The organism is Desulfogranum marinum (genome assembly GCF_963675105.2).
Classification (GTDB): domain Bacteria; phylum Desulfobacterota; class Desulfobulbia; order Desulfobulbales; family Desulfobulbaceae; genus Desulfogranum; species Desulfogranum marinum.
Map to the genome: position 1 here is coordinate 48,943 of NZ_CAXXRO010000004.1, position 13,661 is coordinate 62,603.

At 44.1% G+C, this 13,661-nt stretch carries 12 protein-coding genes; 3 read left to right on the forward strand and 9 right to left on the reverse strand.

Annotated features, from left to right (window positions below):
* Positions 1-60: 60 nt before the first annotated feature.
* Genes ACHZCY_RS09030 through ACHZCY_RS09050 form a run of 5 tightly spaced genes read right to left on the reverse strand, consistent with a single transcriptional unit; the run spans position 61 to position 4,602 of the window.
* Positions 61-885 carry an XrtA system polysaccharide deacetylase gene (locus tag ACHZCY_RS09030; protein ID WP_319548664.1) on the reverse strand — a complete coding sequence of 275 codons (825 nt, stop codon included), beginning with the start codon at positions 883-885 and terminating at the stop codon, positions 61-63.
* Positions 878-1,732 (reverse strand): exosortase/archaeosortase family protein, encoded by an 855-nt coding sequence (locus ACHZCY_RS09035; RefSeq protein ID WP_319550212.1) that lies wholly within the window; start codon positions 1,730-1,732, stop codon positions 878-880. The genes ACHZCY_RS09030 and ACHZCY_RS09035 overlap by 8 nt, the downstream gene beginning before the upstream one ends.
* 5 nt (positions 1,733-1,737) lie before the next feature.
* Positions 1,738-2,394, reverse strand: coding sequence for an exosortase C-terminal domain/associated protein EpsI (locus ACHZCY_RS09040; RefSeq protein ID WP_319548665.1), 657 nt, complete (start codon positions 2,392-2,394; stop codon positions 1,738-1,740).
* Positions 2,395-2,411: 17 nt separating this feature from the next.
* Complete coding sequence (locus tag ACHZCY_RS09045) at positions 2,412-3,830, reverse strand: hypothetical protein (RefSeq protein ID WP_319548666.1); 1,419 nt, start codon at positions 3,828-3,830, stop codon at positions 2,412-2,414.
* Between the two features lie 13 nt (positions 3,831-3,843).
* Complete coding sequence (locus ACHZCY_RS09050; protein ID WP_319548667.1) at positions 3,844-4,602, reverse strand: polysaccharide biosynthesis/export family protein; 759 nt, start codon at positions 4,600-4,602, stop codon at positions 3,844-3,846.
* 415 nt (positions 4,603-5,017) lie between these two features.
* On the opposite strand from ACHZCY_RS09050, the gene ACHZCY_RS09055 reads away from it, so the two are divergent.
* The 3 genes from ACHZCY_RS09055 to htpX all read left to right on the forward strand — a co-directional run bounded on the left by ACHZCY_RS09055 (position 5,018) and on the right by htpX (position 9,057).
* On the forward strand, positions 5,018-7,309 hold the full coding sequence (locus tag ACHZCY_RS09055; RefSeq protein WP_319548668.1) for a tetratricopeptide repeat protein: 2,292 nt from the start codon (positions 5,018-5,020) through the stop codon (positions 7,307-7,309).
* Between the two features lie 41 nt (positions 7,310-7,350).
* Positions 7,351-7,869 carry a hypoxanthine phosphoribosyltransferase gene (hpt, locus tag ACHZCY_RS09060; protein ID WP_319548669.1) on the forward strand — a complete coding sequence of 173 codons (519 nt, stop codon included), beginning with the start codon at positions 7,351-7,353 and terminating at the stop codon, positions 7,867-7,869.
* A 354-nt stretch (positions 7,870-8,223) separates the two neighbouring features.
* Entirely contained in the window at positions 8,224-9,057 is an 834-nt protein-coding gene (gene htpX, locus ACHZCY_RS09065) for a zinc metalloprotease HtpX (RefSeq protein WP_205224298.1), read from the forward strand.
* A 279-nt stretch (positions 9,058-9,336) separates the two neighbouring features.
* Here htpX and ACHZCY_RS09070 read toward each other — a convergent pair whose 3' ends face one another.
* The 4 genes from ACHZCY_RS09070 to metG form a co-directional block, all read right to left on the reverse strand.
* Positions 9,337-10,035 carry a triose-phosphate isomerase gene (locus ACHZCY_RS09070; RefSeq protein WP_319548670.1) on the reverse strand — a complete coding sequence of 233 codons (699 nt, stop codon included), beginning with the start codon at positions 10,033-10,035 and terminating at the stop codon, positions 9,337-9,339.
* A gap of 250 nt (positions 10,036-10,285) precedes the next feature.
* Positions 10,286-10,582, reverse strand: coding sequence for a DUF167 domain-containing protein (locus ACHZCY_RS09075; protein ID WP_319548671.1), 297 nt, complete (start codon positions 10,580-10,582; stop codon positions 10,286-10,288).
* Between the two features lie 211 nt (positions 10,583-10,793).
* Positions 10,794-11,090 (reverse strand): YggT family protein, encoded by a 297-nt coding sequence (locus ACHZCY_RS09080; protein ID WP_205224295.1) that lies wholly within the window; start codon positions 11,088-11,090, stop codon positions 10,794-10,796.
* A 367-nt stretch (positions 11,091-11,457) separates the two neighbouring features.
* The gene (gene metG / locus ACHZCY_RS09085) at positions 11,458-13,407 is read right to left on the reverse strand and encodes a methionine--tRNA ligase (protein ID WP_319548672.1); all 1,950 of its coding nucleotides are present in this window, start codon (positions 13,405-13,407) and stop codon (positions 11,458-11,460) included.
* Between the last annotated feature and the right edge of the window lie 254 nt (positions 13,408-13,661).

Genomic DNA, 13,661 nt, shown 5'->3' on the forward strand with positions numbered 1-13,661 from the left:
AATTGAGTTGTTTTTTACGTTTTTGATTGATTCCACAATCTTTTTTGGAATGTTTGATTATCAATTAAAATTGGTTTCCGGTAGTGGCTCAAAAGAAAAATCACCCAGCAAACTTCGCAGACGGTTTTCAGTATCTTCCAAATGATTATAATGCCTGAAACGTGAGAGGAAAGAGGCAGTTTTGAAACGCGGTTGTTTGGGGTCTATCTCCCACGGGTGCAGGTAAAAGACATACGGTTGTTTTTCTTTATTGTTGATTGTCTCCAATGCCCACCTCGTAAACCAGTAAGGAAATAAACGGAAATAGCCTCCGCCTGAAACCGGGATAGTTCGACCGAGTATCCTCGCAGTGGAAATTGGATATTCGTACAATTTGACGTGCTGATGGCCGTAAGGGAAACGAGGGGAGTCGGGTATCCCATAATTATCGTGCATCACAGGAAATATGCTTGAGTCGTATTCGAACCCCAACTCTGCTAATATTTCAAGAGCCCAGAGGGATTTCTCTGTTATGGAGTAGCTTGGTGCACGATAACCTAGTATTGGCTGCCCTATAATCTCCTCAAGCAACTCCTTAGCCCGTTTTGTATCCTCTCGAAATTGCTCAGGGGTGAGAGTATATATTTTGCGATGTAAATAGCTATGACACCCTATGGGATGCCCTGCTCTCTGAATGGTTCGCACTAGCTTAGGATGCTTTTCAGCTATCCAGCCAACAATAAAAAAAGTCGCTTTGGTTTCAAACTCTGCTAAAATATCAAGAATTCGCTCTGTATTATTAACAACCCGTGACTCAAAGTTGTCCCATTCATCCACCTTAATATTTTTCTCAAATGCTGAGACCTGAAAGTAATCTTCAACATCTATGGTCAAATAGTTATTCATGAGTTTCAGTAGTAGAGGTCTTAACAAGTAATACATTTACTCCTATGAGCAGAGCAAGCCCCAGAACGAAAACCACCATCCCTGAAAAATCATGCAGAAACCCTTGGGCAACCTCCTCGCCATACCTTGAAGCGAGAACGGCAGTACCAGTCAGTCTCAAAGTATTGGCTAGCATGGCGATGGGAGCGGCAGCAAAAAACAACATCCAATTTTTGCCGGCGCTGAGACTTGAAAACATTGTGAGTGCAGCACTCAAGGCAAACATCGTCATCAGAGATCTGAGTCCTGAACATGCATTAACCACCTCAAGGGTTGTATTGGCAAGGTGGAGGATGTTGCCTTCACGAAATATTGGAATGCCAAGGGATCTTACTGCTCTTTCAGTAATTGCACTGGCAAAAAGCTGCATAGGAAAGGCAATTTTATTCCAAATAATTGCAGGCAATGGCACCATAAAGACGAGATATGCTATAGGGGCTGACAATCTCTTAGTGATTTGGCTCCCCAGTAAAAAGAGGCTGCACCCGAACAGAACCAGTATTAACGAAGTCCGCTGAAGAAAGTATTCTGTCCCTACAGTGGCAACATACAGCTGGATGAGCCCTAATAAAAAAATAGCCAATCCCCAGTTCACTGGACGCACGACCATTTCCTTCAATTCATGACGCATCCCGTAAATCATGTATCCGCTTATTAGAGGGATAAAAAAACCATGGGAATAATCTTCGTTTACCCTCCAATCATGGAATAACGATACAAACACATGGTAATACAACAAAACAACCGACGCCAAAACAATCGCGACACACCACGTGCGTGGCTTTTGTGCAGACGGGTTTACTTCCATCTCGCTCACAACTGCCCTCCTGGAATGAAATTATCCAGCTCTGGCAAAGAAGCTTCCGCAAACGCTATAAGCCTTTGGCGAGCACCCTTAATATCTTTATTAGGAGCATAAGACATTAGCCTTATAAAAGTGCCGTCACGTCTATTCTTAAAAATTGAGTCTAAAACCAGATAAATTTTTTCAAAATACTCAGAAGAAATAATTCGCCCACGATTTTGATACCAATAAAAAACCACTTGGTACTCACTACCGTTGCGAATAATCATCTCTGAAATTTTCACAGACTTACTACGCTCTTTAGGTGTGATGGAAATGGTATTAATTTCATCGATTCCCCATCCCCCACCGGGAATACAATTTTTAGGTGAATGATAGCCAGTACCATTGCCCACCGCCTCGTAAAAAGCAGCATAAAAGTTAACGGAATGGCCATCAATATCTTGATAATTATATTCTATGTAATCATCTACACCCAACAGTTGAATGACACTGTCGCTTGAGTTACGTTTGGATATAACTTGCCAAGTATCTATTTTTGTAGGGAAATAACTCAGTGACTTTTTAATGGGTACCCTTTGCACCCCCGTGACATCTTGCAACAAAAAAAACGTTGCCAGTATAATTCCAGAAAGGAGTATTGTTCTATACAAAGAAAGGTTCATAATTCAAAAAGCTCTATTTACCAGCGCCACAGATCAGCACTCGCCGAAAGTGTAAACAATATCCTGTGATCATTATATTGGTCACTATCAAGCTCGCCATCAGACATGTAATATGAATAGCGAAGCTTGGCATTGTAATATCTTAAAAAATCGTAATTTAAACCAACCCCTATTTCATATATATTTTTATCATAGGTAATATCACCAATCGACTCCTCACTAGTTGCGTTAGCACTTGCAACAGCTTCGGTCAGCGTGTCTCCCTGTGGGTCAAGGTTGGATTCCCATCGGTATATTGCAAACACATCTCCTGAAAGCCCTTGCGTGAGCTGATGGTTGTACAAAGCCTTGGCCTTGTAAGTATCTTTAAAACCAGCATCGGTGCTACTCCCGCTGAAATTACTGGTATCATATTTTTTTTCCATGAATAAGTTGAATGACGAGTGGGCGAAGTCGCGGGTGAAATCCAGATAGACATTATAATCCCATTCTCCTTTAACGCCTTCACCATTAACATAGGTCGGGCCACCGCCGATTGTAAGATGGGTTCGCGAATCAAAATCTTGTTCCCAGCCAACAGTCAATTCATGCGCATAGCTGTCCCGCTGCAGCTCATTGTCATATTTCACTCCAACAAAATTATACACAAACGGGAAGGAATCTGCGGGGCCATGCAGGTAATCGAATCTCAATGTCGCCCTGTATTCATCCAGATCCTCGGAGACAGGTTTTTCTGTTTCAGCATCAATGGTGTCATCATACAGGCCTTTTACATAATCCAGGAGAATAGAAGACCTGATAGCCTGACTATACCGGTAGGCAAAGGTTGCAAATATGTTATGCCGATCGTACTCTCTATAGCTGCTGTCGTCCGAATCATTACGCAAGACCTTAAACCCATAACCGCCCCCGACACTGTTTTCCTCCCCGAACGTATAATCGGTTTGTAATCGCAAGTCATTGATCCAATATCTTTGACGACCTTGATCTCTTGTTAACTCCTCGCTAGTACTCACCTCCTGCGATTCCGTATCGCCAGTGGAAGAACTGGGATCATCGGTCTGTTGGAAGTTATTGTCAAGCATTACCGACCAATGACGGGAGATGAAACGCTCCCCACTGAGATCAAGGTAATGATCCACCTCGTTATCAGAGGTCACATCATCATACTTAAAGACAGGCGCATAGCGTAAAGAATAGGAATCTTTTATTCCCTCTGAAATTATGGATACTTCAGGCCAAATACCATATTGCTGTTTATCTCCTTCGTCTGCATCAGTCAGGGTGCCTTCGCTTGCTAAACTGTCCTCTTTATCATACGTTCTTTCCCAAAAATCTAAACCAACTCCCAATTTTCCGTTTACCACAGTCTCTCTTGCCATTGCGGGTGAGACCAGAAGAGCTATGCCAATGATTGGTAATATTTTTTGTTTCAATTTTATTATCCGCTCAATGCACAACTATAATATCGCCAGATTTGATCATGATATTTTTTTCCAGGTCTTTTCCTTTCAGAAAATCGTCGTAATCAAAGGTGAGTTTTTTTTCTTTACTGTCAGCTCCTGCATCTGAGAGCTGAGAAAAGGTATTCTTCTGGCGAATAATTGTGATTTCTGAATTTGCCCATTCCGTAAAGCCACCTGCTTTGGCAACGGCTTTGACCACAGAGAGAGGAAAGTCGAGATGAAACAAGCCTGGTTCTTTTACTTGCCCCATCATGGTATATTGCCGGCTGTTGCTCTGGACCAAAGTAGTCGTCACACTAGGACTTTCATAGATGGAGCTATAGAGTTTTTTTAGGTAGTCGGCGAGTTGAGTCAAGGTCATGCCAACCACATAGACATCACCAATATGTTTCAACGACATCCGGCCGTCCATCCTTACCTCTGCCCCAGTGCCACGTCCGCGTATAAAATCGTCTCCCCTTTCTGTGTCTATCGTGGCTGATGCGGGGCTCCCCGCACCTACTCCCATGGAGCCTTCGCCATAGATCTCGACATACACTATGTCTCTATAACCTATTACATATTCGTCGTCAGCAGTAGCTTTGGCCTGGTTGCCTATTATTTCTTGACGGAATTGTTCTTTCATGGCCTTGTCAACCGGAACATCACTAGTTGATTCTGCTGCAAAGCATGGTAAAGCCCAAAAAATAATGGCGATAAAAAAAACGGCACGGCTGGCTACTTGGGGAAAAATTTCTCTCATTTTTTTGCTCCATGATTTTTTCGGAAAAAATGGAATTAGAATATGGTACATGTAAAGTATACAGAGGTCAAGCAAGGGAAATTCATTGTGCTCGTCCATAGATGATATTTGGACCCAGCTCGGGCGGCAGACTAGAAAATAATGCTCGGTGGCAAGCGTAGGGTGGTAAGCGATAGCGCATCCACTAACATCAGGAATTCGATTCCGTGTGGATGCGCTGCACTCATCCACCCTACATGTAAAAAACGTACAGCCTATTAAAAAAAATACTCCGATATGCTACAGCTGCCCAAAAATATCTCTCATGGGTTGTTTTATATGGAACTTACTGAAAAGCAAACTTTTTTTTTCCTTCATATTTTGATAAGGTGCCGTACATGCACAATTTTTATTACTCAAATTCGACGGAGTCGTCATGCGAATGAGAAGCTTGGGTTATTACACTGTAGCCATTGTAGTTATTACTTTATTGGCGCTTTTATCCGGCTGTAATGATCCTGCCAAGGACAAGGAAATCCACTTTAAAAAGGCCATGGTCTATATTGAGCAGGCCAAGGACAAAGAAGCAATAATTGAACTCCGCAATGCCATCCAGATAGATCCGAAATTTGCTGAGGCCCGTTATCAACTGGGTCTTCTGTATTTGGAAAACGGCAATCCTCGCCAGGCCTTTGGCGAATTGCAACGTGCGGCAACACTTGATCCGAGCAACCTTGATGCAAAAGTAAAGACTGCCGAATTTTATCTCCTTGGCCGTAAAAAAGAGGAAGCGAGGACTAGTCTTGAGGATGTACTTGCCAAGGACCCCAACAACAAGGATGGTTTAGCTCTGCTGGCAAATCTGGAACTCGTCGAGGGTAATTCTGATAATGCTTTGGAAAGTATTGACAAAGCTCTTGCCATAGCCCCAGATGAGGATCGTCTATACGCGATAAAAGGCAGGATACTTGCAGTAAAAAAGCAGATTCCTGAGGCCGAAGAAGCCTTTAACAAAGCTCTTGAGCTTAACACAGAAAAACAAGGCAATTACGTTACGCTGGTATCTTTCTACTCCAGCCAAAAGCAATTTGATAAAGCAAACGATGTGTTACAGAAGATGGCGGCTGCTTTTCCAGAGTCACCACAGCCATATTTGCAAATGGCGTCTCTTTCCCTAAGGCAAAATAATGTAGACGCTGCTGAAAAACACTTACTCGAAGCAATGAACATTGCTCCGAAAGATGCAGGGCTCAAAGTTTCAACCGCTGATTTCTTCAGCAGGCAAGGTAAAAAGAAAAAAGCTGAGCAGCTGTACAAAGAGGCTATTGAACTTGCAGACCCACCTGAGAATGTTAAAGCTAAATTAGCAGATTTCTATTTTGAGCAAAAACAGTTTGAAGATGCTAAAAGAGTAATGGAGGAAATTTTTGCCGCAAATCCTAAAAATGGTGGTGCTAAGCTCGTACAGGCAAAACTCTACCTCAATGATTCCAAGCCGCAAGAAGCGTTAGAAATAGTTACTGCACTTATTCAAGATTACCCTAGATGGGGTGAACTATTTTTTGTTAAGGCAATCGCACACAGTAACTTAAAAGAGACTGATCTTGCTAAAAATGCCCTGCTAGAAGCTGTTGAAAAAAACCCTGCCCATGCGAAAGCACACTCCATGCTGGCCTTACTTTTTCTGCAAGATGGCAACTTTGAGGAAGCTAAAAAAGAAGCTGCTATCGCGTTAAAGCTTGATTCAAAAAATTTCCAAGCAGCCATGATATTGGCAAAAGGAGTCCTTTTTTCCAAAGAATTTGAAAATGCGGAAAAGATGTTCTCCGAGCTTGACGCAAAAGTGCCGAACAATCCTGAAATATTAGGTAATCTTGGCCTGGCTTATCTTGGTCTCAAACAACCGGATAAAGCTAAAGAAGCCTTTGAAAAAATAATGGCTGTCCAACCAGGCAATGCAAAAGCGTTTACCTTTTTACTGAAACTGTCGCAGGAAAAAGGCCAAGACAAAGACGCCTTAATTGCGATGACTCGCAAGCAAATAGACAAGGCTCCAGACAGCGCAGGGCTGCAGATTTTATTTGCCAATCTTATGCTCAGTTCAAATCAGCCTGAAAAAGCATTAGAGGCATATAAGACAGCACAGGAACTTGATCCGCAAAATCCACGCCCTTATGCGATGAGCGCCCTCATCCTGACCAAACAGGGAAAAACAGAGCAGGCCATTGCCGAATATAAAGATCTGCTCGCCAAACAACCTGATACCATTGGTGCTTACATGGGCCTCGGTGCCATCTACGAACAAACAGGGAAAACCGAATTGGCCATGGAGGCGTATAAGAACGCGCTCCAGCGTAATCCTAATTTCGCGCCTGCAGCCAATAATCTGGCCTGGATGATTGCAGAAAGCGCTGATCCTGACCTTGGCGAAGCTTTACGTTTAGCTATGATTGCCAAGCAGGAATTGCCGGACAACGCGCATATTATAGATACGCTCGGATGGGTGCATTACAAGCGCGGTTCCTACAGTCTTGCTCGTAATGAATTTGCCCAGGCTGTGGAAGTGGATAAAAACAACCCTATTCTTCGTTATCATCTTGCACTTGCCTTGTTTGGCGAAGAAAAGAAAGATGAGGCAATTGAGCAGATGGAGCAGGTGGTTGCCAGTACTCAATCCTTTAGTGAAAAGGAAGCTGCCAGCAATTTACTGAAAGAGTGGAAACAGTAAATCACCATTTGACACACAAGGTAACAAACAAATCAATCAAGATGAGTAATAGAAAAGAAGTTCTTAGCAAGGTTGCGATTAACGACCGCATACACGAGCTTGGCAAACAAATTACTGCGGATTATAGTGGTAAAAAAGTTGTGTTGCTTGGCGTTCTTAATGGCGCTTTTATATTTTTAGCAGATCTTTGCCGGGCAATTGACCTGGACCTGGAAATAGATTTTATCCGTGTTGCCAGTTATGGCGATGCTACCCATTCTTCCGGGACAATTCGTTTGTCCAAGCCATCCGAGATTGATCTTAAGGGAAAAGATGTGATCCTTGTGGAAGACATTGTGGACACTGGCCACACTATGGCGTGGTTGATAAATCATTTTGCTGAGATTGGTGCAAATTCCGTGAAAGTCTGCACCTTAATAGACAAAACCGAACGAAGAGCCGTTGATGTGTCCATTGATTACCCAGGATTTTCACTCAACAAGGGGTTTCTGATTGGCTATGGTTTGGACCATGCTGAAATATATCGTAATTTGCCGGAGATATTCTCGCTTGACGGATGATTGAGTTTTTACTTCTGTCAATTTTTAGCGAAAATACTTATTTTTTAAACCAGCAACGGTATTTAGGAATCCGCGTGGATGCGCTGCGCTTATCCACCCTACGTTACTTTTTAGATTACGTACTATACTCAGCCAATTTATCTACCTAAGCAGACAGGGGACTGATTTTATTTCTCTTTTAAACCCGGGAGACAGATCGAAGTCTTCGCTATCTAATTTTCATAAAAAGCCATGAAAAAAAATCAGTCCCCTAGCTCTGGTACTGAGAAATTCAATCTGTCTCCCGATACCAAAAAAATGGCTGAATTTCATGGGTAATCAGATTTACTTTTTAGATTACCGAGGAGGGGTCTCATGAATACGATGAAAACATTCATTTTAATGGCAGCATTAACTGCTCTTTTCATGGTTGCAGGGCAGGCTATGGGTGGGCAGCAAGGCATGATGATTGCCCTCTTGTTTGCTGTGGGATTAAACTTTTTTGCCTACTGGAATTCAGATAAAATGGCCTTGGCCATGAATAAGGCCAGGGAGGTTTCAGAAGCTGAGGCACCGGATCTGCATAACATGGTCGCATCGCTTGCGGCTCGCGCACAACTTCCCAAACCAAAGATATATGTGGTTGATAACCAGACTCCCAATGCCTTTGCGACCGGCAGAAATCCTGATCATGCTGCGGTAGCGGTTACAACCGGCATTATGCGAGTGCTTAACCGGGATGAGTTGGAAGGGGTGCTTGCCCACGAGCTGGCGCACATTAAAAATCGTGACATCCTGATTGGCTCCATTGCTGCGGTTATGGCAGGAGCTATCTCTTACCTGGCAACCATGGCCCAATGGGCAATGATTTTCGGGGGAAGAAGCAATGACGACGAAGGAGGCAACCCTATAGTTGCGATTGTGATGATGATTGTTGCGCCTTTGGCTGCGTCGCTAATCCAAATGGCGATTTCCAGGAGTCGGGAATATATTGCAGATGCCACCGGTGCTGAGATTTGCGGTCATCCGCAATCACTTGCCAGCGCATTGAACAAATTATCAAGTGCCAACGAGCAGATCCCCATGGATGTTAATCCTGCTTCTGCGCAGATGTATATTGTAAATCCACTTAAAGGAGGGTCAATTGCCAACCTTTTTTCCACCCATCCGCCTATGGAGGAGAGGATAAGGCGGTTGATGGCTATGTAGTGGGCAAAAGTAAATCTGATTACGTGCAAAACTCAGCCAATTATCTACCAAAACAGACAGGGGACTGATTTTATTTCTCTTTAAACCCTGGGGACAGCTCGAAGTCTACGCTATCTAATTTTCATAAAAAGTATGTGTCCGTGCAACCTCATTTTTGCTGGATCTGCATATCAATCCGGGAGACAGATTTATTTTCATAAAAAGCCATGAAAAAAAGATCTGTCCCCTACCTCTCTACCTCTTTAGCGAGAAATTCAGGTAAGCGAAGACTCGAAGCCACTAACTCTCAAGTGACTTAATCAATTTCGCAAAATTTGAAGCGTCAAGGCAGCCTCTACCAAGCATGATGCCTTGTACCCCTGGTAGTTCGAGGATCTGGGCTCCATTGCTGTTGTTGACTCCACCTCCGTACAGGACCGGTTGGTGGCCGACCTTTTTTGAGATACTGGACACCGCAGTTTCAATGGATTGATTGCCATGGGCTCGTTCCAGCTGTTCGGCATCTTTTGGGGTGTACGCCCACCGTATTTTTAATAGATCCTCTGTATCAAAAATAGCCGTCTGTGCATTAATATTGTCCTGATCGACACAGACTATGGGCACCAATTCCTCAGCCAATGATTCATATACCTGTTTTGCCACATCCTGGGCAGTTTCATGAAAATAATCGCGCCGTTCACGGTGCCCGAGCAGCGCATACTTAGCAAGACCTCGGAGCCAGGCAGCAGGTGTCGAACCGGAATAGCTTCCTTGCGGATAGGGAGACACGGTTTGCGCTGCAAGCGAAACGCCTTCAAGCTCATTCAATCTACGGCCGACTTCCTGCATGCATAAAAATGGTACTGCAATGACCACTTCCATACCTGCAACAGGTTGATACGCGGCGCTAAACTCTTCACACCACTGTGCAGCTCGTGATGGTGAAAAATTAGCCTTCCAGTTTGCCAGGATAATTTTCTCTTCTTGTTGCTCGCTCATACATTGTCCTTAAGCTTCACTCCTTCCCCCACTAAACCTAGGGAGACAGATCGAAGTCTTCGCTATCTAATTTTCATAAAAAGTATGTGTCCGTGCAACCTCATTTTTGCTGGACCTGCATATCAATCCGGGAGACAGATCGAAGTCTCCGCTATCTAATTTTCATAAAAAACCATGAAAAAAAATCAGTCCCCTACCTCCTACCTACTCCCAACCTTTCCCGGAATAGAAATATTTAAAAAATGAGCTTCTAAATATCGAGGGCAGTTCGAAGTTGCTCTTCTTTAATGCCTGTTATCTTAATTACTTTGTTACGGTTTTGGTGGCCACTCTGTAAGGAGACAGAGGATTTTGAGACATGCAGCAGCTTAGCGAAAAAAGCAAGCAAGGCCTTGTTGGCCTTGCCGTCTACCGGTGGGGTGGTCAAACGAATTTTTATTGCGTCACCGTGTATCCCGGCGACCTCATTTTTACTGGCTCTGGGTTGGACATAGACCTTGACCGCTACCCCATCATGGCCATCTTGTATAATTACATTTTCGGTCAATATCTCGAAGTCTCCGCTTACCTCATTATACTCAAGAAGTTATATGATTACGAAAAATACTCAGCCAGTTATCCCAAACCCGGGAGACAGATCGAAGTCTACGCTATCTTATTTTCATAAAAAGCCATGAAAAAAAAATCAGTCCCCTACCTCCTATTTTTTCTGGCTCTGGCTGGACATATATGGTTAAGGCTGCACCTCAAACGAAACCTTACTGCAGTGCCATGGCTATCTGCTGCAGGGTCGGCACCAGAAAGCTCTGTAGAAAAATAACAGCAAGGATGAGGAGCATTGGACTTAAATCAAGCCCGCCCATGGGGGGCAGCACTCTGCGGATTTTAGAAAGTACCGGTTCTGTGATCTGGATGAGAAAACGGACGATTGGGTTATAAGGATCAGCATTGACCCATGAAATAACCGCACGGCCGATTATAACCCAGATATAGGCACTCAGCACAAAGTTTAATAATTTTGCTACAGCTAATAAGAAATTACTAAGCATAAACATAAGAAAATCCTCTGTATTGTATGATAAGCGTTCATCAGCACCCCATCTATGCACGATCAGGCTACCGTGCATAGGATCGACTATAGCCCGTTAGCCTACTTGCGCATATATGGAGCACTGCTAAACGCTTACAAATCGCGGATACGGATAAAGCGACTTTTTTTGACTCGGGAGACAGATTAAATTTCTCAGTACTGAGGTAGGGGACTGATTTTTTTTCATGGCTTTTTATGAAAATTAATCTGTCTCCCGGGTTTACAAGAGAAATAAAATCAGTCCCCTGTCTGCTTGATAAATGGCTCAGTTTTGTACGTAATCAGAATGTTTTTTGTTAAACGATGCCCCCTGGTGTTCGGTGACCGCCGTATCAGGCGACCCGACTTCCTGGAGCTATCGATTCCGCTACGGTAGACAGCACCAGCTTTTCGGTACCGTCTTCCAACTTCTCTTTTGCAGCCAACACCATGCCCTGGGATAAGACGCCCCGTAGTTTAGCAGGTTTCAGGTTGGCGACAATAATAACTTGTTTGCCGATCAGCTCTTCCGGGCTGTAATGCTCGGCAATACCAGCCACAATAGTACGTTCTTCAGGGGCCAGCACGGTGAGCTTCAACAATCGATCAGCCTTTGGAATTGTATCTGCTGCCGTTATTTCTGCAACTCGCAGCTCAAACTTACCAAACTGGTCAAAGGTGACCAAGCCGTCTTCAGTTATTTGCTGTTCCTTTTTCTTTTTCCCTTTTTTTGACTGCTCGGGCTGCGCTTGTTTTGGCTGTTCTTTTTTCTTTTCCATACGTGGAAACAACTGTTTCGGAGAAGAAATCGCAGTGCCGACTTCGCTCCCGCCCCATTTGCCGGCCTCGGGTAGAGTAGCTTTCTGCAAGGCTTCACCAAGACCAAGCGCTACAGCCATTTTCTCGGCAGCATCAGGCATAATGGGCCGCAATACTAAGGTAATTATTCGTAGGGCCTCGGCAAGGGAATAAAGTACATTGTTCAATCGCTTGGCTTGAGTCTCATCTTTGGCGAGCTCCCAAGGGGCATTGGTCACAATATAGCGGTTGAGCAACCCAATTACTTCCCATACTGCCTGTAAAGCCTTGTGGAAATTAAACTGCTGCATCTGCTGCTCATAGGTAACAAGCATTTTTTCCAGGGCAAGCATCAGCTCACGATCACTTTCGCTTACCTGGTCCTGATCCGGCGCAGGTACCTTGCCGTCAGCATACTTGACGATCATGGTCAGGGAACGCGAAAACAGGTTACCAAGATCATTGGCAAGATCTGAATTCTGCCTGGCAATGATGGCCTCGGTGGAAAACGATGAATCCAAGCCAAAACTCATTTCACGAAGCACAAAGTAGCGAACCGTGTCCACCCCGTATGCATCAATCAGGTCATGAGGTCGAATGACATTGCCAATGGATTTGGACATTTTGGTCTCGTCCACATTCCAGTATCCATGCACATGCAGCCTTTTGTAGGCAGGTAGCCCCATGGCCTTTATCATGGTTGGCCAGTAGATAGCATGGGGCTTGAGAATATCCTTGGCAATCACATGTTCTGCCGCTGCCCAATATTTTTCAAAATCAGGGCCATTCGGATAGCCAATCCCGGTGAGGTAATTGATTAAGGCATCAAACCAGACATAGGTGACGAATTTATCATCAAACGGCAGTGGAATCCCCCACGTCAGACGCGAGGTAGGCCGTGAAATACACAAATCCTCCAACGGTTCGCTCAAAAAAGAAAGCACCTCGTTTCGGTAACGCTCCGGGGTGATGTATTCTGGATTGGCTTTAATATGTTCCACCAGCCAGTCCTGATACTTGGACATCCTGAAGAAATAATTCTGCTCAGAAATCTGCTTCGGAGCAACCTGGTGGTCAGGACATTTGCCGTCAACCAGTTCCTTCTCGGTCAAAAACCGCTCGCAGCCCTGGCAATAGTGCCCGGAGTATTCACTAAAATAGATATCCCCGTTGTCATACACCTGCTGCAGGATATCCTGCACGGTCTTGACATGGTCTTTGTCCGTAGTCCGGATGGTATAATCCTGGGCTACGGAGAGTGTTGGCCAGGTAGCCTGGAACTGGGCGGAAATTTTATCCACGTATTCACGCGGAGAGATGCCGTCTTTTGCAGCTGCTTCTGCTATTTTTTCCCCATGCTCATCAGTACCGGTTTGAAAGCGGACATCATCACCACACAGCCGACGGAAACGACTGTATGTATCTGTAACAATGGTTGTATAGGCATGCCCAAGGTGAGGCATGGCATTCACGTAATAAATAGGTGTGGTAACGTAAGTACTCATGGCACGATATATTTATGGAATAAATTATTAAATTTCTGATGATCAATCTTTTCAATTTCTGATTACGTACAAAACTCAGCCATTTATCTATCGAAGCAGGCAGGGGACTGATTTTATTTCTCTTTTAACCCGGGAGACAGATCGAAGTCTACGCTATCTAATTTTCATAAAAAGCCATGAAAAAAAATCAGTCCCCTACCTCAGTACTGAGAAATTTAGGTAAGCGAAGACTCCGATCTGTCTCCCGAGTCCAA

Bases quoted from the DNA above. Each gene is read 5' to 3' on its own strand.
- ACHZCY_RS09070 (WP_319548670.1), bottom strand. From the start codon at position 10,035: ATGAGCGAGCAACAAGAAGAGAAAATTATCCTGGCAAACTGGAAGGCT.
- ACHZCY_RS09080 (WP_205224295.1), bottom strand. From the start codon at position 11,090: ATGTTTATGCTTAGTAATTTCTTATTAGCTGTAGCAAAATTATTAAAC.
- ACHZCY_RS09040 (WP_319548665.1), bottom strand. From the start codon at position 2,394: ATGAACCTTTCTTTGTATAGAACAATACTCCTTTCTGGAATTATACTG.
- ACHZCY_RS09035 (WP_319550212.1), bottom strand. From the start codon at position 1,732: ATGGAAGTAAACCCGTCTGCACAAAAGCCACGCACGTGGTGTGTCGCG.
- ACHZCY_RS09055 (WP_319548668.1), top strand. From the start codon at position 5,018: ATGCGAATGAGAAGCTTGGGTTATTACACTGTAGCCATTGTAGTTATT.
- metG (WP_319548672.1), bottom strand. From the start codon at position 13,407: ATGAGTACTTACGTTACCACACCTATTTATTACGTGAATGCCATGCCT.
- htpX (WP_205224298.1), top strand. From the start codon at position 8,224: ATGAATACGATGAAAACATTCATTTTAATGGCAGCATTAACTGCTCTT.
- hpt (WP_319548669.1), top strand. From the start codon at position 7,351: ATGAGTAATAGAAAAGAAGTTCTTAGCAAGGTTGCGATTAACGACCGC.
- ACHZCY_RS09030 (WP_319548664.1), bottom strand. From the start codon at position 885: ATGAATAACTATTTGACCATAGATGTTGAAGATTACTTTCAGGTCTCA.
- ACHZCY_RS09050 (WP_319548667.1), bottom strand. From the start codon at position 4,602: ATGAGAGAAATTTTTCCCCAAGTAGCCAGCCGTGCCGTTTTTTTTATC.